Annotated in this window: 19 protein-coding genes; 4 read left to right on the forward strand and 15 right to left on the reverse strand. The window is 72.4% G+C overall.

Annotation, left to right across the window (positions count from 1 at the left end):
* Nucleotides 1–72 precede the first annotated feature (72 nt).
* The 5 genes from recN to WA640_RS14240 form a co-directional block, all read right to left on the reverse strand.
* A complete protein-coding gene (recN, locus tag WA640_RS14220) occupies nucleotides 73–1809 on the reverse strand; it encodes a DNA repair protein RecN (RefSeq protein ID WP_106365226.1) in 1737 nt (578 codons plus the stop codon).
* Between the two features lie 59 nt (nucleotides 1810–1868).
* Nucleotides 1869–2777 (reverse strand): NAD kinase, encoded by a 909-nt coding sequence (locus WA640_RS14225; RefSeq protein ID WP_335988424.1) that lies wholly within the window; start codon nucleotides 2775–2777, stop codon nucleotides 1869–1871.
* An 83-nt stretch (nucleotides 2778–2860) separates the two neighbouring features.
* Nucleotides 2861–3658 (reverse strand): TlyA family RNA methyltransferase, encoded by a 798-nt coding sequence (locus WA640_RS14230; RefSeq protein WP_335988425.1) that lies wholly within the window; start codon nucleotides 3656–3658, stop codon nucleotides 2861–2863.
* A gap of 32 nt (nucleotides 3659–3690) precedes the next feature.
* Nucleotides 3691–3885 carry a hypothetical protein gene (locus WA640_RS14235; protein ID WP_335988427.1) on the reverse strand — a complete coding sequence of 65 codons (195 nt, stop codon included), beginning with the start codon at nucleotides 3883–3885 and terminating at the stop codon, nucleotides 3691–3693.
* A complete protein-coding gene (locus WA640_RS14240; protein WP_335988428.1) occupies nucleotides 3882–4268 on the reverse strand; it encodes a hypothetical protein in 387 nt (128 codons plus the stop codon). Before WA640_RS14240 ends, WA640_RS14235 begins: the two co-directional genes overlap by 4 nt.
* A 161-nt stretch (nucleotides 4269–4429) precedes the next feature.
* Between WA640_RS14240 and WA640_RS14245 the strand changes: the two genes are divergently transcribed.
* Both WA640_RS14245 and WA640_RS14250 read left to right on the forward strand, forming a co-directional pair.
* The gene (locus tag WA640_RS14245) at nucleotides 4430–4768 is read left to right on the forward strand and encodes an SCP2 sterol-binding domain-containing protein (protein WP_106365231.1); all 339 of its coding nucleotides are present in this window, start codon (nucleotides 4430–4432) and stop codon (nucleotides 4766–4768) included.
* Nucleotides 4769–4962: 194 nt separating this feature from the next.
* Nucleotides 4963–5310 (forward strand): SCP2 sterol-binding domain-containing protein, encoded by a 348-nt coding sequence (locus WA640_RS14250; protein ID WP_181245839.1) that lies wholly within the window; start codon nucleotides 4963–4965, stop codon nucleotides 5308–5310.
* Between the two features lie 86 nt (nucleotides 5311–5396).
* Here the strand turns inward: WA640_RS14250 and WA640_RS14255 are convergent, their stop codons facing one another.
* The 8 genes from WA640_RS14255 to WA640_RS14290 all read right to left on the reverse strand — a co-directional run bounded on the left by WA640_RS14255 (nucleotide 5397) and on the right by WA640_RS14290 (nucleotide 16982).
* Nucleotides 5397–6431, reverse strand: coding sequence for an HAD-IIA family hydrolase (locus tag WA640_RS14255; RefSeq protein ID WP_181245840.1), 1035 nt, complete (start codon nucleotides 6429–6431; stop codon nucleotides 5397–5399).
* Complete coding sequence (locus WA640_RS14260; RefSeq protein WP_335988431.1) at nucleotides 6406–8469, reverse strand: hypothetical protein; 2064 nt, start codon at nucleotides 8467–8469, stop codon at nucleotides 6406–6408. Before WA640_RS14260 ends, WA640_RS14255 begins: the two co-directional genes overlap by 26 nt.
* Before the next feature lie 49 nt (nucleotides 8470–8518).
* Nucleotides 8519–9775 carry a tyrosine--tRNA ligase gene (gene tyrS / locus WA640_RS14265; protein WP_335988433.1) on the reverse strand — a complete coding sequence of 419 codons (1257 nt, stop codon included), beginning with the start codon at nucleotides 9773–9775 and terminating at the stop codon, nucleotides 8519–8521.
* A gap of 74 nt (nucleotides 9776–9849) precedes the next feature.
* Entirely contained in the window at nucleotides 9850–11715 is a 1866-nt protein-coding gene (locus WA640_RS14270) for an RNB domain-containing ribonuclease (protein ID WP_335988435.1), read from the reverse strand.
* A 111-nt stretch (nucleotides 11716–11826) separates the two neighbouring features.
* The gene (locus WA640_RS14275; protein ID WP_335988437.1) at nucleotides 11827–12546 is read right to left on the reverse strand and encodes a cupin domain-containing protein; all 720 of its coding nucleotides are present in this window, start codon (nucleotides 12544–12546) and stop codon (nucleotides 11827–11829) included.
* Complete coding sequence (locus WA640_RS14280) at nucleotides 12543–13460, reverse strand: PmoA family protein (RefSeq protein WP_335988439.1); 918 nt, start codon at nucleotides 13458–13460, stop codon at nucleotides 12543–12545. Before WA640_RS14280 ends, WA640_RS14275 begins: the two co-directional genes overlap by 4 nt.
* A 49-nt stretch (nucleotides 13461–13509) precedes the next feature.
* A complete protein-coding gene (locus tag WA640_RS14285; RefSeq protein ID WP_335988442.1) occupies nucleotides 13510–14607 on the reverse strand; it encodes a Gfo/Idh/MocA family protein in 1098 nt (365 codons plus the stop codon).
* Between the two features lie 56 nt (nucleotides 14608–14663).
* Complete coding sequence (locus tag WA640_RS14290) at nucleotides 14664–16982, reverse strand: beta-glucosidase family protein (RefSeq protein ID WP_335988444.1); 2319 nt, start codon at nucleotides 16980–16982, stop codon at nucleotides 14664–14666.
* A gap of 269 nt (nucleotides 16983–17251) precedes the next feature.
* Here WA640_RS14290 and WA640_RS14295 point away from each other — a divergent pair, with 269 nt between their 5' ends.
* A complete protein-coding gene (locus WA640_RS14295) occupies nucleotides 17252–18271 on the forward strand; it encodes a LacI family DNA-binding transcriptional regulator (protein ID WP_335988446.1) in 1020 nt (339 codons plus the stop codon).
* 63 nt (nucleotides 18272–18334) lie between these two features.
* Here WA640_RS14295 and bioB read toward each other — a convergent pair whose 3' ends face one another.
* Nucleotides 18335–19402 carry a biotin synthase BioB gene (bioB, locus tag WA640_RS14300; protein WP_335988447.1) on the reverse strand — a complete coding sequence of 356 codons (1068 nt, stop codon included), beginning with the start codon at nucleotides 19400–19402 and terminating at the stop codon, nucleotides 18335–18337.
* Nucleotides 19403–19660: 258 nt separating this feature from the next.
* Between bioB and WA640_RS14305 the strand changes: the two genes are divergently transcribed.
* Entirely contained in the window at nucleotides 19661–20560 is a 900-nt protein-coding gene (locus WA640_RS14305; protein WP_219926845.1) for a C40 family peptidase, read from the forward strand.
* Between the two features lie 61 nt (nucleotides 20561–20621).
* On the opposite strand, the gene WA640_RS14310 is transcribed toward WA640_RS14305, so the two are convergent.
* Nucleotides 20622–21668: a TerC family protein gene (locus tag WA640_RS14310; RefSeq protein WP_106365244.1), complete on the reverse strand. Its 1047-nt coding sequence runs from the start codon at nucleotides 21666–21668 to the stop codon at nucleotides 20622–20624.
* Nucleotides 21669–21913: the final 245 nt, after the last annotated feature.

Below are 21913 nucleotides of genomic sequence, written 5' to 3' on the forward strand. Positions count from 1 at the left end.
CGTGCATCATCATGCCATCCTGCGGCCACGCCTCATGCTGCGGCGCGCCGCTCGATGGCGGTAAGGACCGCCCTATGACTTCATCTTCGCGGCTTCGGCCAGCAGCTCCTCCGCGTGCGCGACGCCCAGGTGGGAGTCGGGCATCCCGGCGAGCATGCGAGCAAGCTCACGCGCGCGGGCGGCGTCGTCGACGACGCGCACGCCGGAGACCGTGACTGCGCCCGACGTGTCCTTGGACACGACGAGGTGGCGGTCGGCGAACGCGGCGACCTGCGGCAGGTGGGTGACGACGAGGACCTGGTGGCGGCGGGCGAGCTTGGCGAGGCAGCGGCCGATCTCGATGGCCGCGCCGCCGCCGACGCCTGCGTCGACCTCGTCGAACACGAGGACCGGCGGGCCGCCGATCTCCGCGAACACGACTTCAATGGCGAGCATCACACGGGACAGCTCGCCGCCGGACGCGCCCTTGTGGAGGGCGGCGGGCTGGGCGCCGGGGTGGGGGCGCAGGAGCAGCTCGACCTCGTCGGCGCCGTCCTCGGACGCGCCGGAGATCGTGGTGTCCACGACGAGGTCGACGCTGCCGCGCCCGGCCGGACGGGCCTCGACCGCGGCCACGACCTCCGCGTGCGGCATCGCCAGGCCCTTGAGCTCGGCGGAGACGGCGGTGGAGAACCGCTCGGCTGCGGCGCGGCGGGAGGCGCGCAGCTGCGTGGCGAGGTCGGCGGCGCGGGCGGTCAGCTCGGCGTGCTGGGACTCCAGCTCGGCGACGCGCTCGTCCGAGACGTCGAGCTCCCCGAGGCGCTTGCTCGCGTTGTCGGCCCACGCGAGCACGCCGGGAAGGTCCTCGGCGTACTTGCGGTACAGGGTCTTCAAGGCGGCCTGGCGCTGGTAGATCTCCTCCAGGCGCCGCGGGTCGGCCGAGAGGTCGTCGAGGTAGGACGAGAGGTCCACGGCCGCTTCCGCAAGGAGCGCACCGGCTTCGGCGAGCCGCTCGGCGAACTCGGCGAGCTTGGGGTCGGAGTGCGCGTCGTGCTCCAGGGCGCGCGCGGCGGCCCCGACGGTGTCGGTGGCGCCGCCTTCGCCGGTGGTCGGGTCGCCGGTGATCGCGCCGTGCGCGGTGGCGGCGGCCAGGCGCAGGGCCTCGGCGTTCTCCAGGCGCAGCGCCTCCTCGGCGAGGTCGGCCTCCTCGCCTTCCTGCGGGTCGACGGCGGTGATCTCGTCGAGGCCCAGGCGGAGCATGTCGGCCTCGCGGGCCATCTCGCGGGCGCTGGTGCGCAGGCGCGACAGCTCGGCCGCGCACGCGCCCAGCTCGTGGAACGCGGTGCGGTAGGCGTCGAGGAGCTTGCCGTGGTCGGCCCCGGCGAAGCGGTCGAGTGCGGCGCGCTGCTCGGCGGGCTGGAGCAGGCGCATCTGGTCGGACTGGCCGTGGACCGAGATGGCGAGCTCCCCGAGTTCGGCGAGAACGCCGACGGGTGCGGAGCGGCCGCCGACCCAGGCCTTCGAACGGCCCTCGTTGGAGACCGAGCGGGCCAGGAGCAGCTCGCCGTCCTCCAGGTCGGCGCCGGCCTCGATGGCGCGTTCGCGCAGTTCGAGCGCGGCCTCGCCCACGGCGAAGCGGCCCTCCACAAGGGCGCGGTCCGCGCCGAGGGGGGCGCGGGAGGCGCGGCCGCCGAACAGCAGACCCAGACCGGCGACGACCATGGTCTTGCCGGCGCCGGTCTCACCGGTGATGCAGGTCAGACCGGGATCGAGCGGCAGGGTGGCGTCAGCGATCACGCCCAGGTTCTGGATGCGAAGCTCCTCCAACACAGTTCAAGACTGTACCCGCACGGACCGACATCGGGCGGTGGAGAGGCGCTCGTTGCGAGCTAGATTCGCCCGTGACGCCAACCGTCAACGGGCAGAGAGAGTTTCGAGACGAGGCGCGAGGCGAACGGCTGGCCGGACATGCGCACCAGGCGCACCGGGCGGGCCGAGCGGCGGATGGTCACCGTCGATCCGGCCGTCAGGCGGGTGAGCTCCTTGCCGTCGGCGATGAGCGCGCCCTCGGTGCCGACCGACTCCACGCCGATGCGGATCTCCGAAGAGGAGTGCACGACCATCGGCTTGGCGAACAGCGCGTGCGCGTTCATGGGGACGACCACCAGGGCGTCCACATCGGGCCAGACCACCGGGCCGCCCGCGGACATCGCGTGCGCCGTCGAGCCGGTCGGGGACGCGACCGCAACGCCGTCGCACCCATAGCGGGAGATGCGGGTCCCGTCGATCTCGATGAACAGTTCGAGCATCCGCGCGGGCTCGGCCTTCTCCACGGCGATGTCGTTGAACGCCCATGAGCGGTGCAGCTCGCCGTCGGTGCCGGTCGCCTCGACCGCCAGCGCGGTGCGCTCCTCGACGCCGTAGTCGCCGTCCAGGAGGCGGGAGACGACGGTCTCCAGCTCGCCGGTCTCGGCTTCGGCGAGGAAGCCGACCTTGCCGAAGTTGACGCCCAGGAGCGGCACGTCGGCCTCGGCGGCGAGCTTGGCCGAGCGCAGGACCGTGCCGTCGCCGCCCAGGGCGAGCACGAGGTCGGCGGTCGCGGCGGCCTCCTCGCCTCCCGGTTCGACGACCAGGAGGGCGTCGGGGTGGAGGAGGGAGCGGACCTCGCCGGTGATGATGCGGACCGCCACGTCGGCGGAGCGGAGGGCGGCGGCCAGCTTCTCGGCGAGCTCGGCGACGTCCTCGCGGAGCGGGTGCGTCACGACCAGCACGCGGCCGGGCTTCTGCTGCGACCCCACGCGCGCTCCTTCACAGACGGTTCCAGGGCCTCGAACTGTACACCGGGAGCCGACGCGCCCGGAGGCGATCGTCGCCGCGGATCTCACTTGGCGGGCGGTCCGGCGGCGACCACGGCGTCCACGGTCTCGCGGGCGACGGGTTCGCCGCCGGTCTGCATGCGGCAGAAGAACTCCACGTTGCCCTTGGGGCCGGGGAGGGGGCTCGCGGCGACGGCGGTGGTGGTCCAGCCGAGGCCCTGCGCGGTCTCTATGACGTTCCAGACGGCGTCGGCGCGCTGCGCGGGGTCGGCGACGACGCCGCCCGCGCCGACCTGGCCCTTGCCGACCTCGAACTGGGGCTTGACCATCGGGAGGATGAGCCCGGTGGGCTTGGTGCAGGCGGCGAGCGCGGGCAGGACGAGCCCGAGGGAGATGAACGAGAGGTCGCCGACGGTGAGGTCCACTTGGCCGCCGAGCTGCTCGGGCGTGAGGTGGCGGACGTTGGTGCGGTCGTGCACGGTGACGCGCTCGTCGGTCTGGAGCTTCCAGGCGAGCTGGCCGTAGCCGACGTCGACGGCGAGCACTTCGGCGGCGCCGCGGCGCAGGAGGACGTCGGTGAAGCCGCCGGTGGAGGCGCCCGCGTCGAGGACGCGCAGGCCGGCGGGGTCGACGCCGAACGCGTCGAGGGCGCCGATGAGCTTGTGGGCGCCGCGGGAGACGTAGTCGTCGGCGTCGCCGACGAGGCGGATCGAGTCGTCGCCGGTGACGGAGGTGGCGGCCTTGGTGGCCGGGATGCCGCGCAGGTGGATGCGGCCGTCGGCGATGAGTTCGCGGGCGTGCTCGCGGGAGCGGGCGATCTTGCGGCGCACGAGTTCGGCGTCGAGTCGGTAGCGCGTCGGCATGGCGCGGTCGGTGGCTTTCTAACGTGTTCGGGTCAGGCGTCGTCGACGTTGCTGAGGATCTCGGAGAGGCGCTGCTGGACGCCTTCGAAGACCGCGACGTGCTCGGTGACGGGCAGGTCCTCCAGCGCTTCGAGGCTGCCGAGGGCCTCTTCGACCTCGGCCTCGACGTCGTCGGCGTCGCCTTGGAGGCGGGCCGCGAGGGCCCCCGGGTTCGGTGCGTCGGTCATGCGTCCCCTTCGTCGTCGCTGCCGGTCTGCGAGGGGGCGGGCTTGGGGGCGGCGGCGCGCGCTTCGGCCTCGGCGAGGCGCACGCGCAGCTCGCGGATCTGCTCCTCGGAGTGCTCCAGGCGCAGGTTGAGGTCGTCGAGGTCGGCCTGGGTGGCGACGCCCATGCGGGTGAGGCCGTTGTCGAGCTCGGCGCGGATGAGGCGCCTGACGTCGTGGGCGGTGCGGCCGCCGTGCTCGCGGAGCCGCTGGGCGCCGGAGCGGGCGCTCTCGGAGCCGGCGCGCAGGTCCTCGCGGACCTTGCCGGCGAACTCGCGGGCGCGGCGGGCGGGCTCGCCGGCCATGCCGAAGACGGTGTCGAAGTAGGCGCGGGCGGTGTCGGCCATGGTCCCACTCCTTTCGGGGTCTGGTTTCCCGGGACGGGGTCCTGTCCCGTCAACGGTACTGCCAAGCTACCGGTGACCGGTCGCGACCGACGCGTCGTACTGGTCGGTAACATACTCGTGGGCGCACAGCCGCGCCCGCGCCGATCGAACAGGAGGGCCACATGGCCACCATCGACGAATGCCGGACCGCCCTGGAGCAGTTCGCGGACAACCTCGCTTCGAACCCGAAGACGGTCAAGAAGCTCACCGGGTTCCAGCGGAGCCTCGCGGCGGACATCAAGGACCTGTCCGTCTCCTTCAACGGCCGCTTCGACGGGGGCAAGCTCGTCGACATCGTCGACGGCGACAACCCCGACGCCGAGATCCGCATGATCGTCGGCTCCGACGACCTGCTCAAGCTCGTCGCGGGCGAGCTCGACTTCATGAAGGCGTTCACCGGGGGCCAGGTGAAGATCAAGGCTCCCATGATGGACCTGATGAAGCTCCGCCAGGTCCTGTAGGGGCCCTTGGCGCCGGGATTGCGGCGTAGGGTGCGCGGGCGCGGGCCGTGAGGCCCGCCCCGGCCCCTGCGGCCCGCGGACGGGCAAATGCCTCCCGGTCGGACGCAACAGCATTCAGGCCACGTTGTAATCTCTGCGCAGCCGACCTCGCAGACGAGCGGGTCGAGCTTCGTATGCACTATCGGGAGGACCGCATGGCCACTGTTGACGAAGTCCGCAACGTGTTGGAGAAGATGGCGGGCAAGGTCGCCAAGAAGTCCGACGAGCTCAACCTTGAAGACGACTTCGAACGCACGCTGGCCGTCGAGGTCACCGACCTGGGCCAGGCGTTCAGCGCCAAGCTCTCCGGCGGCAAGCTGACCGACCTGCTCGACGGCGACGCCGCCGACGCCGAGGTCCGGATCATCATCGGCTCGGACGACCTCATCGCCCTGTCCAAGAAGGAACTCAAGCCCGCCAAGGCGTTCCTGACCGGCAAGGTCAAGATCAAGGCGTCCGTGAAGGACCTCGCCAAGCTGCGCAAGGCCCTCAAGGTCGAATAAGCCCCCGAGGCCCCTTCACCCGCACGACATGACGAAGCCCGGACCGCGGCAGTCCGGGCTTTCCGCTTGCCTGGGAACGGGACCGGTCAGGCCGCCAGCAGCTTCTCGGCGGCCGGACCGACCGGGACGGGCGGACGCGACGGGTCGTACCCGTTCATGTCCGCTGCGGCCCAGCTCAACTCGCACAGCGCGCGCCAGCCGTCCAACTCCTCGCCCTGCCCGCTGAAGCGGATGTCGGGCCCGTCGAGCTCGGCCGTCCAACCGCCGCAGTCGATCCGGTCGACGGCCTCGTTCCAGTCCGGCTCCGGGTGCGGCTCGGTCAGCGCCGCGAGGCTCCAGCCGAGGTACGTCGGCCGCTCCTGCGGCGGCAGGCCCAGCGCCAGTCGCGGCGAGGCCACGCCCGTGAACACCAGGAGCGAGTCGATCCCGGCGCGGTTGGCGCCCGCGATGTCGGAGTCGGGACGGTCGCCGACCATGATCGCCCGGCCGCCCGGCTTGCGCGCCATGGCGATCCGGTAGATCGGCTGCTCGGGCTTGCCCGCCGTGAAGTCGGGGCCGTGCCCGAGCGCGGTCGCCACCGCGCCCACGAGCGCGCCCATGCCGGGCAGCGGACCGTCCGGAGTGGGGAGTGTCGCGTCGAGGTTCGCCACGGCCCAGAACGCGCCGCCGCGGACCGCGATCGTGGTGTCCGCGAGGGAGCGCCACGAGGTCTGCGGCGTGTACCCGAAGGCCACCGCCGCGGCGGCCTTCGGGTCGTCGACCGGGACGAGCCCGGCGCCGGTCACCGCGTCGCGCAGCGCCTGCGAGCCGGTCACGAGGACCTTGCCGCCCTTGCCGATCCGGTCGAGGATGCCCGAGGCCACCACCTGCGCGGAGGTGAGCACCTGGGCGGCCTCGGCGGGGATGTCCATGCCGCGCAGGGACTCCGCCACCGTCTCGGGACTGCGCGAGGCGTTGTTCGTGACGAACACCGGGTCGCAGTCGAGCCCCGGAAGGGCCGCGAGGGTTGCGGCCGCCTCCGGGATCGGCTCGTGCAGCAGGTACACGACGCCGTCGAGGTCGAGCAGCGCCAGGTCGTAGGCGCTCGCCAGTGCCTCAGGGGCGCCTTTCAGTCGGGTCATCGGACTCCTCAGCGTCGGGGTTCGCCTGCTCGGCCGCCGGCCCGGACGGCTCCTGCGCCGCGCGCGGGGCCTCGGACTCGCGGTCCTCGTCGTCGTCCTCGTCGCCTTCGTCGAGGTCGTCGTCTTCCTCGTCGTCGTACTCGACGTCGTCGTCCTCGTCCTCGAAGTCGTCTTCGTCGTCGTAGTCGTCGTCGCGGTCGCGGTCGTCGTCCTCGTCGTCGTCCTCATCATCGAGGTCGTCGTCATCGAACTCGTCGTCGTCCTCGTCGTCTTCGAGCTCCTCGAAGTCGATGCCCTCCAACTGGAGGAGGCGCTCGGCGGCGCCGGTCTCGCCCTCCTCGTCGGCGGCGACGGCCTTGGACAGCCACTCGCGGGCCTCGTCCTCGCGGCCGTCGGCCAGGAGGCCCTCGGCGTACGCGTAGCGCAGACGGGCCACCCATGGCTCGGCCTTCGGCGAGTTGAGCGCCCCGACCTTGAGCATCGCGGTCGCGGCCTCGCCCATGCCCATGTCACGGCGGGCGCCGGAGGCGACGATCAGCAGCTCGACCCGGACCTCCGGGTCGACGCTCTCGTCGCTGCCGAACTCGCGGTACAGGTCGATCGCGCGCTCGGGGTGCCCGAGGGCGCGTTCGCAGTCGGCGATGAGGGCCACGTGGTCGTGGGTGCCGCCCAGGCGCTGCGCGGCGCGCAGCTCGTTGACGGCCAGCTGCCACTCCTCGGCGCCGTACGCGGCCACACCGGTCACCTCGCGCACGATCGCCACGCGGGACGCCTTGCGGCGGGCGTAGCGGGCCTGCTCCAGGGCGCCCTGGACGTCGTCCTCGGCGAGGAGCGCGGCGGCGGCGATGAGCCGGTTGCCGACGGCCTCGGCGAGCTGCTTGTTCAGGCTGCGGAGGCCTTCCTTGGTCTCCTTGTCGAGCTGGTCGAAGCCGTACTCGACGCCCTCGGGCAGGTCCGGGGCCTGGTCGGACTCGCCCATGCGGATCGGGCCCTCGTGCCCGGCCTCGCGCTCCTCCAAGGGGCGCAGGTTGTCCCGGCCCCGGCGCTCCTTGCCGTCGCGGCCGAAGCGGTCGTCCCGGTCCCGGTCGTCGTAGCGGCGCGGGCCGCGGTCGTCGCGGTTGAACCCGCCCCGGCTGCCGCCGCGGTCATCGCGGAAGCTGCGGCCGCCGCGGTCGTCGCGGTTGCCTTCGTAGCGGCGGGGACCCCGGTCGTCGCGGTTGAAACCGCCGCGGTTGCCACCGCGGTCGTCGCGGTTGAAGCCGCGGTTCCCGCCCCGGTCGTCGCGGTTCTCGAACCGGCGCGGACGCTCGTCCCGGTCGAACGTGCGGGGACCGCGGTCGTCGCGGTTGCCTTCGTAGCGGCGGGGGCCGCGGTCATCGCGGTTAAAGCCGCCGCGGTTGCCACCACGGTCGTCGCGGTTGAAGCCCCCGCGCTGGCCGCCGCGGTCGTCGCGGTTGAAACCGCGGTTCCCGCCCCGGTCGTCGCGGTTCTCGAACCGGCGGGGACGGTCGTCGTCGTAGCGGCGCGGGCCGCGGTCGTCGCGGTTGAACCCGCCGCGGTTGCCACCGCGGTCGTCGCGGTTGAAGCCCCCGCGCTGGCCGCCGCGGTCATCGCGGTCGAAGCGGCGCGGACGGTCGTCCCGGTTCCCCTCGTAGCGGCGGGGACCGCGGTCGTCACGGTTGTAGCCGCCGCGGTTGCCACCGCGGTCGTCGCGGTTGAAGCCGCGGTTCCCGCCCCGGTCGCCGTCGTAGCGGCGCGGGCCGCGGTCGTCGCGGTTGAAGCCCCCGCGGTCGTCGTCGCGGCGCGGGCGGTCGTCGCGGTTGCCTTCGTAGCGGCGGGGCCGGTCGTCCCGGTCCTCGTAGCGCCGCGGGCGGTCGTCGCGGCCTTCACTGCGGCCGTAGCCGCCCCGGTTCCCGCGGTCGTCGCGGCGGTCGCCACCGCCCCGGCCCGAACGGTCGCCGTAGCCGCCGCCCTCGCGACGGCCGTAGCCGCCTCGTCGGTCTTCTCCACCCTTGCGGGCGCGGCCGTCTTCAGCCACTTGTGTCTCCCCCTCTGTTCACCGCGACAAAACCAATCAAGTGTAGGTCCTAGCCGACGACCTCGACCCCGGCGACGGTCTTCTTACCCCGCCGGATCACTCCGTACTTGCCGTGGAGCAGGTCAGCGCGGTCGATGACCGCCTCGGCGTCGGTTACCCGGATGTTGTTCAGGTACGCCCCGCCCTCCTTGGCCGCGCGGCGCGCCTCGCCGAGGCTCGCGACGACGCCCGCCTCCTTCATCGCCTCCGCGACGGTGACATCGGGCTTCGGGAGCTCGGCGAGACCGGCCTCCACGAGCGCGGCGCGCAGCGTCGCCTCCGGCAGCTCGGCGAGCTCGCCGCGGCCGAACAGGGCCTGCGAGGCGGCGACGACGTTCTGCGTCTCCTCGGCGCCGTGCAGCAGCGTGGTCAGCTCCTCGGCGAGGGCCTTCTGCGCGAGCCGCGCGGCGGGCTTCTCGGCCGTGGCGGCCTCCAGCTCGGCGATCTCCTCGTGCGACTTGAACGAGAAGCGCTTGAGGTAGTCGACGACGTCGGCGTCCCCGGAGTTCACCCAGAACTGGTAGAACGCGTACGGGCTTGTCAGCTCCGGGTCGAGCCAGACCGCGCCGCCCTCGCTCTTGCCGAACTTGGTGCCGTCGGCCTTGGTCACGAGCGGGCTCACGAAGGCGTGGACGTGCGCGCCGGAGCGGCGCCGGATGAAGTCGACGCCCGCGGTGATGTTGCCCCACTGATCCGACCCTCCGAACTGGAGGGTGCAGCCGAAGCGGCGGTTGAGCTCGAAGAAGTCGTTCGACTGGAGCAGCTGGTACGCGAACTCGGTGAAGGAGATGCCGGATTCGAGGCGGTTCTTCACCACGTCGCGCGCGAGCATCTTCGAGACCGGGAAGTGCTTGCCGACGTCGCGGAGGAACTCGATGGCCCCCATCTCCCCCGTCCAGTCGAGGTTGTTCACCGGGATCGCGGCGTTCTCGCCGTCGTAGGTGACGAACGGCGCCACCTGGCGGCGGATCTTCTCGAACCAGCCCGCCACGACCTCCGGCGGGTTCATGACGCGCTCGCCGACCTCGCGGGGGTCGCCGATCTGGCCGGTCGCGCCGCCGACGAGCAGCAGCGGCCGCAGCCCCGCCCGCTGGAGCCTGCGGGCCGTGATGAGCTGCATGAGGTGGCCGACGTGCAGGCTCGGGGCGGTCGGGTCGAAGCCGATATAGAACGTCACCTGGCCCGCGTCGATGTGCTCGCGGAGAGCGTCGATACCGGTCGAGTCCTGGATGAGGCCGCGCCATGCGAAATCGTCGAGAATGTGCACGGGTTCATTGTGCCTTAGCGGGGGAAACGCGTTTCGCGGTGCGTTCGCGCGCGTGGCCCCGCCTACTGCGCGCTCTAGGCCGGGCTCCTGGACCCGGTCTCCCCGAGCGCGAGCCCGGCCTCGATGACGACCCGCAGCTCCAGCGAGGCGGCGGTCTTCGCGGCCTGCTTGGTCGGGCCGCGGCCCTCGGCGGCGACGTGCTCGCCGGTGGAGCGCAGGAGCGCCTCGCCGCGGCACGTGAACACCCGTTCGTGTGAGGGACCGTCGACCTCGAAGTCCCAGGAGAGGCCGTCGACGACCCCGCGGGCGGCGTAGATCTGGACGGCCTCGGCCGGGTTGACGGCGGCGTCCACGAGGAGCTTGCGAGGCGCGTCGGCGCGGGGCTTCGCGGCGGCGTCGGAGGAGAGGTCGGGCAGGCCCGCGAGCTGCGCGGCCAGCGCCAGCGCGGCCTGGTTGCGGGCGTCCTTCTTGTTGCGCTGCAAGCGTTTGGGGGACTCGACGCGGGTCTCGTCGAAGACGAGGGCGACCTGGGCGCCGAAGAGGGGGCCTTCGTAGGCGGGTTCGGCCTCGACGGTCCAGCGGACGTTCGCCTCGTTGCTGACGGGGCCGCCGAGGCGGTCCTGGAGGTAGACGTTGAGCACGGACTGGGCCTGCTGGGGCTCGCGGGCGAGGCGGCGGTTCAGGCGCTCGCGCAGGGACTGGAAGTCGGGGCCGCCGTAGAGGTAGACGGAGGCGAACTCGCGGAGCTGGAGTTCGCGGGCGTCGAGGCGGCGGGCGGTCTCGTCGGCGAGTCCGGCGGGGGCCTCGCCGCGTTCGACGGCGAACTGGAGGACGCGGGCGAACTGCTTGTAGGGCAGGGACGCGAAGTCGGCGGCCTCCATCTGGCGGGCGGTCTCGGCGTGGGCGCGCTGCTTGAAGAACTCGGCTTTGGCGCGGCGCTCGGCGTCGAGGTGCTCGTTGACGTGGTCGGCGGTGGCGGCGAGCTCCTCGGGGCTGTAGGGGCTGGGGTGCCCGAGGGCGGCGGCGAGGAGGATCCGCTGTGTGACGAGGTCGGGGTAGCGGCGGATGGGGCTGGTGGCGTGGGTGTAGACGGGGAGCTGGAGGCCGTGGTGGCCGTGGACGGTGGGGCCGTAGGTGGCGGCGCGGGAGACCATCTTCATGCGGGTGCGGAGCATCTCGAAGGCCGCGCCGTCGCCGGAGGCGGCGATGTCGTCGAGTTCGCCGCGGAGTTCGGCGGGGTCGCCCGCGACGGAGGCGAGGCGGTGGTTGCGGAAGAGGATGGGGAGGTCCTCGCGCACGGCCCAGGCGGCGATCTGCGCGTTGGCGGCGATCATGAACTCCTGCACGATGATGTAGCCGGAGTTGCGTTCGGCGCTGTCGAGGCGCACGATCTGGCCCTCTTCGTTGGTGGCGAAGCCGGAGAGGAGGTCGTAGAACGCGAGGGCTCCGGCGTTGCGGCGCGCGGCGAGCATGGTCTGGGCGAAGCGGAGCGCGAGCGCGAGGGTGTCGTGGAGCGGGTGGGCGGGGTCGCCGGAGGCGGTGGCGGCCTCGGCGTGGGTCATGGTCCAGGAGCGGGTGAGGCGGCCGGGGCCGAGCTCGGCGTCGAGGACGCGTCCGGCGGCGTCGATGCGGAGGTGGACGGCGAAGGTGTCGCAGGGCCGGTCGGGGGTGAGGGAGGCGGCTTCGACGACGGGTGCGGGGAGCATGTGCCTGGTGTGGTCGGCGCGGTAGCGGGTGTGGACGCGGCGGCGGGCCTCGGTGTCGGCGGGGCCGCCGGTGCGCACGTGGTCGGCGGCGCGGGCGATGTGGATCCAGACGTCGAAGCCGGTTTCGGGGCCGGGGCCGTCGCCGAGGGGTTCGATCCAGACCGCGTCGTCGCGGTCGGCGGTGGTGGGGGCGTCGATCATGATCCCGTGTTCCGCCGGGTTGTGCTCGGCCAACTGCGCTCCTTCGTGTCCAGCCGCAATCGTAGCGGGAGCGACACGCTGCGGGGGCGTACGCGTGGGGCCGGGAGTTCACATGGTGAACGCCCGGCCCGGTGTCGGCGTCGGTCAGGGGCGGAGGTCCCAGGTTTCGAGGCGGCCGCACATGCCCCACTTGCCTTCCGCGTCGCCCGCGGAGGCGACGTGGGCGTCGCAGAGGTGGGCGGCGTCGGCGCCCGCGAGGGCGTCGAGGTGGGCGCCGGTGGCGTCGGCCTGGGCCTTGGGCCCGTCGGCCCAGAGGCGGCGCCAGGTAGCGGTGCGGTCGGCGACGATGCGGGCGGCCTGGTCCCACACCGGTTTCATGGCGTCGGGACCTTCCTTCTCGACGCGCTCGCGCAGGGCGAGGTAGCCCTCGATGGCGAGGTCGCGGCGGGCGCGGGTGGCCTCGCCGCGCTGCTCGTGGGTGAGGCCGGGTGCGCCGGGCGCGGTGGCGGCGGCGTTGTAGGCCTCGGGGTCGTTCAGGACCTCGTCGGGGAAGGTGAAGACGGCGTCCCCGGCTTCGGGGATGCCGGCGTTCTGCATGACGACGACGAGCTGGAGGTCCCCGGAGAGGTTGACGAGGCGGTGGACCGTGCCGGGGGTGAACCACAGGACGGTGCCGCGGGCGAGGTCGCGGCGTTCGTAGCCGTTGCTCGACAGGGTCTCGACCGCGCCGGTGCCGCCGGTGACGACGTAGCCCTCGGTGGAGGCGGTGTGGAAGTGCGGGGAGCCTCCGGCCTGGCCGTCCACGGTGGGCCAGTCGTAGACGGTGACGATGGAGACGGCGGTGCCGCCGGGGAAGCCGCTCATGCCGCCACCAGCTTCGCGAGTTCGGCGGCGGCGAGGTCGGCGGTCTTGGCGGCGCCGTCGACGCCGGTGTCGCCGTTGACGATCGCGACGGCGTGGCGCAGGGTCACGGTGTCGCCGGGGGCCATCGGCAGCTCGGTGTCGAAGAACGGCGCGGGGCAGACCGCGGCGAACGGGTTCGAGCGGACGAACCACTTGACGGGCGCGCCGGGGTTGTCGGGGTGGTCGGTGAAGACGAGGGTGGAGGCGGCGTCGACGGAGTCGTGGGCGCCGCGGAAGGCCATCCAGTCGCCGCGTGCGCCCATGAGCTCGTCGCCGCCTTCGCCGTCGGCGGTGTAGACGCGGCCGCCGGTGAAGGACCGGGGCCCGCGCCAGAAGAAGCCGCCGTATCCGGCGTTGTCGCGGCCTTCGGTGGTGGGGCTGCCCATGACGACGGTGTCGTCGGTGTCGTTGGTGAACGCGGTGGTGAAGGACAGGACCCAGGTGTCGTCGGCGAGGACGCCCACGGCGAAGGAGCGGGTCTCGGAGAAGAAGTGGCGGCCGTCCTGGGTGATCCAGTCGAGGCGCTCGACGGCTTTGACGCCGTTGGCGTCCGCGGTCAGTTCGGTGAACTCCCGGTGGACCATGGCGCCGTCGTTCTGCTCGTCGACGTAGCCGAGGCCGCGGCGGAAGGTGCGCCCGCCCCAGAAGTTCTCGGGGCCCGCGTTGGGGAGCGAGAGAGCGATGCCCTTGTGCCACACGTGGTCGTGGGGCCGGTAGAGGCTCACCTGGTGCCCGGCGAGGTCGCGTAGCGGCTCGAAGTAGGGCCGGGGGGACTCGAACTGGTCGTTGTCGGGCCGGTAGACGTAGCGCAAGATCTCAAGGTCGCCCGTGGTGATCGAGAGGGCGGTCCCACTGTCGTCGAGGTGCAGCGTCATCGGTGTCTCTCCGCTCTGGTGCTGGTGCATCGTCGCTTCTGGCGCATCGTCACTTGAGGTCGGCCCAGGGAGCGCCCGAGCCGTTCATCCGCTGGTAGAAGGGCGAGGTCGGGTCGATGTCCCCGGCGCGGACGCGCTTGCCCGTGAACGCCGAGGCGTAGATCGCGGCGAGCAGTTCGAGGGTGCGGCGGGCCTCTTCGACCGGGACGGGCGGGGTGGCCTTGCCGTCGAGGGCGTCGGCGATGCGCTTGAACTGGGCGCCGTGGCCGGAGGCCTGCCCGCGCGGCTCGCCGGCCCAGGCCTGGTTGACCTCGTCGGCGGCGGACTCGATCGGATGGACCCGCCAGTCGTCGTCGCCGTACCCGTAGAGGTGGTCGAGTTCGACGGTGGCCGTGTCGAAGTCGAGGCGGATCTGGGAGACCTCGCGCGGCGACAGCAGCGAGTTGGTGATGACCACCGAGGCGCCGGATTCGAGGGTGACGATCGCGTGCGAGACGTCCTCGGTGTTCGTGCGGCGGCGGTGCCGGTGCGCGGTGGCGACCACTTCGGACCAGGGCCCCACGATCGACAGCAGCGTGTCGATCTGGTGGATGCCGTGGCCCATGGTGGGGCCGCCGCCCTCGGTCTCCCAGCGCCCGCGCCACTCGACCGCGAAGTACTCCTCGGGCCGGAACCAGAGCGTGTCGCACTTGGCGACGGCGAGGCGGCCGAGGACGCCGGAGGCCATCATGTTGCGCACCCGCTCGGCCGCGGACCCGAAGCGGTGCTGGGAGATCACGGCGAAGTCGGCGCTGGAGGCGGCCGCGGCCGCCGCGATCCGGTCGAACTCCTCCAGGCTCAGCGCCGGGGGCTTCTCGCACACGACGCCGACGCCCGCGGCGAGGGCCGCGATGGCGCCGGGCGCGTGGGCCACCGGCGGGCTGCACAGGTCGACGAGGTCGAGGTCCTCGTTCGCCAGCAGCTCCTCAATGGTGGCGTAGCCGCGGTCGAGGCCGAACTTGTCCTTGAACGCATCGAGCCGGGCGGCGTCGGGGTCGACGGCCGCCACGAGCTCGATGCGTCCGGGAACGTGTTTCCGGAGCTCTTCGGCGTGCAGATTGGCGATCCCGCCGGTGCCGACGATGGCGAGGCGGTGGGTGGAGGACACAGGGGGCTCCTTTGGCACGAAGAGTCGGTAAACGTTTTCCAGCGTTCAGGACAATACTAGACGACGCCGGTTTCGACAGTGACCTGGGTCTCCAGAGCCCTCGTGCCGGGCTCGATGCGGCGCTCGCCGGTGACCTCCACGGTCAACGACGGAGCGGTGTCGGCGGCCGAGCGGGCGAGGCGCAGTTCGAGCGCCCCGGCCTCCACGGTCCACTGGCCGTCGAGGCCGATGATCGCCGCGAGGTCGGCGGGGACGGCGAAGCGCGCCCGCGCGGCCTGCCCGGCTTCGAGCTCCAGGCGGGCGAAGCCCACGAGGCGCTGCACGGGGCGGACGGTGCTCGCGACGGGGTCGTGGAGGTAGAGCTGCACGACCTCGGTGCCGCGGCGCTCGCCGGTGTTGGCGACGCGCACGGCCACCTCGACGACGCCGTCGGGGGCGACCTCGGCGGAGGAGAGCAGTTCCGGCTCGTCCCAGGCGAACTCGGTGTAGGTGAGGCCGTGCCCGAAGGAGTAGCGGGCGGTCGGGTCCACCGAGGACACCTCGGAGCGGCGGGCCAGCTGCGGGCCCAGGTAGGTCGCGGGCGGCGAGTCGCGGCGGGCCGGGACGCCCACGGGCAGGCGGCCCTCGGGCTCGGCGGCGCCGGTGAGGATCGCGGTGATCGCGGCGGCGCCCTCCTCGCCGGGCAGGAACGCCTGGAGGATCGCGGCGGCCCGCTCGGGGGCGGTGCCGAGGGCGTACGGGCGGCCCGAGACGACGACCACCACGGTGGGCGTGCCGGAGTCGAGGACCGCTTCGAGCAGCTCGGCCTGGCGGCCGGGCAGGGCGTGGTCGGGGGCGTCGCAGCCCTCGCCGGAGGTGCCGCGCCCGAACAGGCTGGAGCGGTCGCCGACGGCGACGACGGCGAGGTCGGCGGCCGCGGCGGCGTTCGCGGCGGCGGCGATCTCGGCGTCGGTGGACTCGCGGACCCAGCCTCCGGCGATGTGCTCGATCACAGCGCCGGGCAGGTCCGCGGCGAGCCGGTCGGCGATCGTCGCGATGGCGACGCCGGTGTCGACGGCCGGGTACCGCTCGCCGCTCTCGGCGTCGTACCGCATGTGGTGGTTGGGGAACGAGTAGCAGCCGAGGAACGCGGCCGGGTCGTCGGCGACGGGGCCGACGAGCGCGACGCGCGCGGGGGCCGCCTTCAGCGGGAGCGTGCCGTCGTTCGACAGGAGCACCACGGACTTGCGGGCGACCTCGGCCGCCAGCGCGCGGGCCTCGGGCGGGTCGAAGTCGACCGTGGCGGACGGTTCGGCGATCTCGTCGAGCAGGCCGAGCTCGATCTTCTGGGTGAGCACGCGCTCGACGGCGCGGTCGAGGGTCTTCTCTTCGACGAGGCCGTCGGCGACGGCGTTGCGCAGCGGCTCGCCGAAGCAGTCGGCGCCGGGCAGCTCCACGTCGACGCCCGCGCCGAGGGCGGCCGCGGCGGCGGCGGAGCGGTCGCCCGCGATGCCGTGCAGGGAGTGGAGGAAGTTGACGCCGAAGTAGTCGCCGACGACGGTGCCCTCGAAGCCCCACTCCTCGCGGAGGATGCCGGTGAGGAGGCGCACGTTGGCGTGGGAGGGGACGCCGTCGTTGGCGGCGTAGGAGGGCATGACGGACTTGGCGCGGCCCAGGCGCACGGCCATCTCGAAGGGCGTCAGGTAGGTCTCGGTGAACTGCCTGGGGCCCAGGTAGACCGGGCCGAAGTTGCGGGCGGCGTGGGAGGCGGAGTACCCGGCGAAGTGCTTGACGGTGGCGATGAGCCCGGCGTCCTGGAGGCCGGTGACGTACGCGGTGCCGAGGACGCCGGTGAGGTACGGGTCCTCGCCGATGGTCTCTTCGGTGCGGCCCCAGCGGGAGTCGGCGACGACGTCGAGGACGGGCGCGAGTCCCTGGTGGATGCCGGCCGAGCGCATGGTGTCGCCGATCTGGCGGGCCACGGCCTTCACGAGCGCGGGGTCGAAGGTCGCGCCCCAGGCGAGGGCGGTCGGGAAGATGGTGGCGCCGTAGGCCATGAAGCCCGCGAGGCACTCGTCGTGGGCGACGGCGGCGATGCCGAAGCGGCTGGTGTCGCGGACGCGGCGCTGGATGGCGGCGAGGCGGGCGGCGCCTTCGGCGGGGTCGACGCGGGCGGATCCGAAGGGTCGGGTGACCTGTCCGAGCCCGTGGGCGAGGGGGTCTTCGGCGGCGACGGCGCCGCCGGTCTGCTCGCTCTGGTGGGGGGCCATGTCCCCCGCGTCGGCCTCGACGCCGTGCCACAGGCTCGACAGCTGCGCGCACTTCTCTTCGAGGGTCATCCGCTTGACCAGCCCGGCGGCTCGTTCGGCCGTCTCCGCGGGGGTGTCGGTGTCCATGCTGCTCCACTCAAGCGGCCCAGCGCGCGCCTTGGCGGCTGGTTCCGGGCCGATAGTTTCTGAAACTTTTCTGATCGTTTTCGATACAGGTTCGCACACCATAACATTGATGAAGCCTCAGTTCTAGCGTCAATCTGACGCTGGGATGCGTTTGCCCAGCCCCTTGTTTCAGGCTTTGAGTCCGAAACTTTCAGGCGGTCTCCGGGAGCCGCGTCGGCGCGCTATAGGATGTGCAGCGAACCATTGCGCAGAGGACCTGGAGGAGACCCTTGAGCGAAGCCGAACACGGGCGGATCACCATCCGCGCCATCGCCGACGAGGCCGGCGTCAGCGTGCCGACGGTGTCGCGCGTCATCAACGGCCGCTCCGACGTCGCCCCCGAGACCCGCCGACGCGTCGAAGAGCTGCTGAACGAGCGCGGGTACCAGCGCCGCCGCTCCACTCGCGCGCCGAGCCGCGCGCGCCTGGTCGACCTGGTCTTCAACGAGCTGGACAGCCCCTGGGCCGTGGAGATCATCCGCGGCGTCGAGGACGCGGCGCACGCCGCCGGCGTCGGCACGGTCGTCTCCGCGGTGCACCGCAGGCGCGCCTCGACCGAGCAGTGGATGGACAACCTCCGCACCCGCGCCTCCGACGGCGTCATCCTGGTGGTCTCGCAGCTCGCCTCGCCGATCCTGGAGCAGCTGCGCCACCTCGGCGTCCCGATGGTGGTCCTCGACCCCTCGGGCGGGCCCACGATGGACGCCCCCGCGATCGGCGCCACCAACTGGGCGGGCGGTCTGGCCGCCACCGAGCACCTGATCGCCCTGGGCCACCGGCGGATCGGATTCATCCACGGCCCCAAGCAGGTCCTGTGCTCGCGCGCCCGCTTCGACGGCTACCGCGCCGCCCTGGAGGCCGCTGGCATCGAGTTCGACTCGGACCTGGTCGTCGACGGGGACTTCTACCACCAGTCCGGCTTCGACGGCGCCAACGCCCTGCTGCGCCTGCAGACCCCGCCGTCGGCGATCTTCGCCTCCTCCGACCAGATGGCCTTCGGCGCCTACGAGGCGATCCGCCAGGCGGGCCTGCGCATCCCCGAGCACGTCAGCATCGTCGGCTTCGACGACCTCCCCGAGTCCCGCTGGACCTCCCCGCCCCTGACCACCGTCCGCCAGCCCCTCGCCGAGATGGGCGCCCTCGCGGCCCGCACCGTCCTGGAGATGGCCGCGGGCAACGAGATCGACTCCCCCCGACTCGAACTCGCGACCGAACTCGTCGTCCGCGAATCGACCGCCGCCTTCGGCTGAGCCGGACCGCGGGCGCCGCGCTCTGGTTCGCGCTGCGGCCGCGCGGTCGCGCCTCCCGCTGAGTCAGGCGTTGGGCGCGGCGTCGGTCCCGGCGCCGCGGCGGCGCACCTTGACCGCTTCGCGGACCTCCTCCGGCGCGGCATCGAGTCCGAGCGGGACGAGCCCGGCGTCGGCGATGAGCGCGAGGTCGTCCTTCGCGGCCTGGCCCTCGCTGGTCAGGTAGTCGCCCAGGAAGATCGAGTTGACGATCTGCAGCGCGGTCGCCTGGAGCGTGCGCAGGTGGACCTCGCGTCCGGCCGCGAGGCGGACCTCCGCGGCGGGGTTCGCGAGGCGGACCATCGCGAGGATGCGCAGGCACCGGCGCGGGTCCAGGTCCCACGTCGCCTCCATCGGCGTGCCGTCGAAGGGCAGCAGGAAGTTCACCGGGATCGAGTCGACCCCCAGCTCCCGCAGGCCCAGCGCGACCGAGACGAGGTCGGCGTCCGACTCCCCCATCCCCGCGATGAGGCCCGAGCACGGCGAGAGCCCCGCGCCGTGGGCGGCGTTGACGGTGTCGACGCGGTCGGCGAACGTGTGGGTCGAGCAGATCTCCGCGTACGTGTCCTCGGAGGTGTTCAGGTTGTGGTTGTACGCGTCGGCGCCGAGGTCGGCGAGCCGCTCGGCCTGGCCGTCCTTGAGCAGCCCCAGGCACGCGCACACCTCGACCCCCGGCGCGGCGTTCTTCACGGCGGCGATGGTCTTGCCGACCCGCTCGACGTCCATATCGGTCGGACCGCGCCCGCTCGCGACCAGGCACACCCGCGAGGCCCCGCCCGCGACGCCCGCGGCCGCCTGCTCGGCGGCCTGCTCGGGGCTGAGCCAGGTGTACTTGAGGACGTCGGCCTTCGAGCCCAGGCGCTGCGAGCAGTAGTTGCAGTCCTCGGGGCACAGGCCGCTCTTGAGGTTGACGAGGTAGTTCAGCTTGACCGTGTTCCCGAAGTGGCGGAAGCGGAGCCGCGCCGCGGCGGCGACCACGTCCATCAGCTCGGCGTCGCCGCTCGCGAGGACGGACTCCAGGTCGGCCGCGTCCGGGGCGCGGTCGAGTTCGGCGGCGGTGGCGAGGCGGTCGAGGGCGTCGTGCAGTCCGGTCATGCGCACGATCCTGCCACAGCCGCGGGAAGGGGATTTTCCGATGGTGCGGGGGTTATCGGGCGGTATGCCCCCGCGACTTCACGCTCGGGTCGGAGCGTCGCGATCCGCCTACACTTGCTACAGTGGGTGGTCGGTGCTGCGAAGGACGCGGCGGGCTGGTGGAGATCCCCCTGCTCGCGTCTCGACTTGTGAACCGCCCGAACCATCCGGAGAGAACCAACCTTGCCGATCGCACCTGGACAACCGGCGTTGATCGCCGTGGCAGTCGCGACCCTCTGGGCCCAGCCCTCCGCCGCCGGGCCCGAGGACCGGCTCGCGCTGGGCGTGCCGTCCGCCATCCGCGAATGGGTCGCCAGGCTCACCAACGACATCCGCGCCAACGGCCTCAAAGGACGCGTGCGGACCCAGTGCCTCCTCGGCACCCGCGTCGACGTCGAGCGCATAGCCGACGGCTGGGCGGAGGTCACCTGCCCCTCGCAGGAGACCTCGGGCTGGGTCCCGCTCGACCAGCTCGCGCACCCGGCCGACGGCAGCGCCGGCGGCACCGAGTACCTGGTCAGCGCCACCGCGACCGCCGTGCGCGACGAGCCCGGCGGCGACGTGTCGATCCCCGGCGTCACGCTCGGGACGCGCCTGCGCGTCGTCGGCGAGGCGTACCGCGGCTGGGTCCCCGTGGCCCTCCCCGGCCCGCGCCAGCCCGGCTGGGTCCCCCAGCGCGACCTCACGGCCGAGCCCGCCGCGGAGCTGTCCGCGCCCTCGACCGCGCTGGTCGCCGCGGGCCTCGACGCCGTCAAGCTCGCCCAGCAGCTCCTGGAGATCCCGTACCTGCACGGCGGCGTCAGCGCCTACGGCATCGACGCGCCCGGCCTGGTGTGGATCGTCTACCGCCAGCTCGGGATCGACGTGCCGCGCTTCGGCCCGGCCCTCATCGAGGCCGGCGAGGCCGTCGCGTTCGAGGACCTGCACCCCGGCGACCTGGTCTTCCTCGACCACGGCGGCGACCCGAAGACCCCGGCGATCATGGCCGAGCGCAGCCAGTCCGACCTGCCCGAGGTGATCTTCTCCTCGCCGGTCTACGGCAAGGTCGTGGCCGAGCCGCTCAAGGACGCCGAGCTGGCGCGCATCGCCGCGTGCCGCCGCCTGCCCGTCAGGGCCTAACGGACGCAACGCGAACGGCCCGCCTCCCCGAAAGGGAGGCGGGCCGTTGCATGTACTGGTGTCAGACCTTCTCGGCGCCCGCGGTGGCCGGGACGTGCTGCTCGCGCTCGGCCTCCTCGAACAGCTCCTTCCAGGTCTTGCCCTCGCGGCGCAGGAGGATGCCGTTCGTCGCGATGACCGCGATGAGGACGCCCGCGATGACGCCCAGCGACAGCGCGGTCGGGATCTCGGGGATCGCGTCGAGGTGCTCGCCGCCGTTGATGAACGGGAGCTGATTCTCGTGCAGGCCGTGCAGGATGAGCTTGACGCCGATCCAGCCGAGGATCGCGGCCAGGCCCAGCGACAGGTACCGCAGCGACTTCAGCAGGGCCGCGAGCAGGAAGTACAGCTGCCGCAGGCCCATGAGCGCGAAGATCGTGGCGGTGAAGACCAGGTACGGCTCCTGCGTCAGGCCGAAGATCGCCGGGATCGAGTCGAGCGCGAACAGGATGTCGGTGGAGCCGATCGCGAGCATCGCCAGCAGCAGCGGGGTCACGAACTTGACGCCGTCGATGCGGGTGGTCAGGCGCCCGGCGTCGTAGTCGGGGGCGACCCGGAGCTTCGACTCCGCGAACTTCATGAAGCGGTTCTGCGGCATGCCCTCCTCGTGGTCGTCGTCGCCCTTGAGCTGGCCCCACGCGGTCCAGATGAGGATCGCGCCGAAGATCAGGAAGACCCAGCTGAACTGCTCGATGAGCACCGAGCCGACCGCGATGAAGCCGCCGCGCAGGATGATCGAGAGGACGATGCCGACCAGCAGCACCCGCGACTGGAGCTTGTCCGGGACGCGGAACGCCTGGATGATGAGCAGGAAGACGAAGAGGTTGTCCACGGAGAGGGCGAGCTCGGTGAGATAGCCCGCGTAGAACTGCCCGCCGTAAGTCGCGCCCTGCGTGAAGAAGATGAGGGCGCCGAAGAGCAGCGCGGCACTGACGTAGACGCCGGCCCAGGTGGCCGATTCCTTCGTGGAGAGTTTGTGGGGGTTGCGGACCGCCATCACGAGGTCGAACACGACCACCGACGCCAGTCCTGCCATGGTCAGCGCCCATGCCCAGGCCGGGAGTTCCAATGTGTTGCCTTCCTTGGTCTTTGGAGGGTCACATGGTCTCTCCCGATCCCCCTGGGACCAGCGTCACCGGGGACCGATCGCGGTCCCGTGCATTGACGACGACGCTAACAGCGCTGTGCGCTGCGGGATACTCCCCACATACCTGATTTTGAACAGACAGGCTTATTCTGCCTGCCGGAACCCGACTTGTCATCAGTCGGATTTGTGACTTCTCTCTCGACAGTACTCCTGACCTGCGGCGATCC

The sequence above is a fragment of the Glycomyces sp. MUSA5-2 genome, from assembly GCF_037034145.1.
In the GTDB taxonomy this organism is placed as follows: domain Bacteria; phylum Actinomycetota; class Actinomycetes; order Mycobacteriales; family Micromonosporaceae; genus Glycomyces; species Glycomyces artemisiae.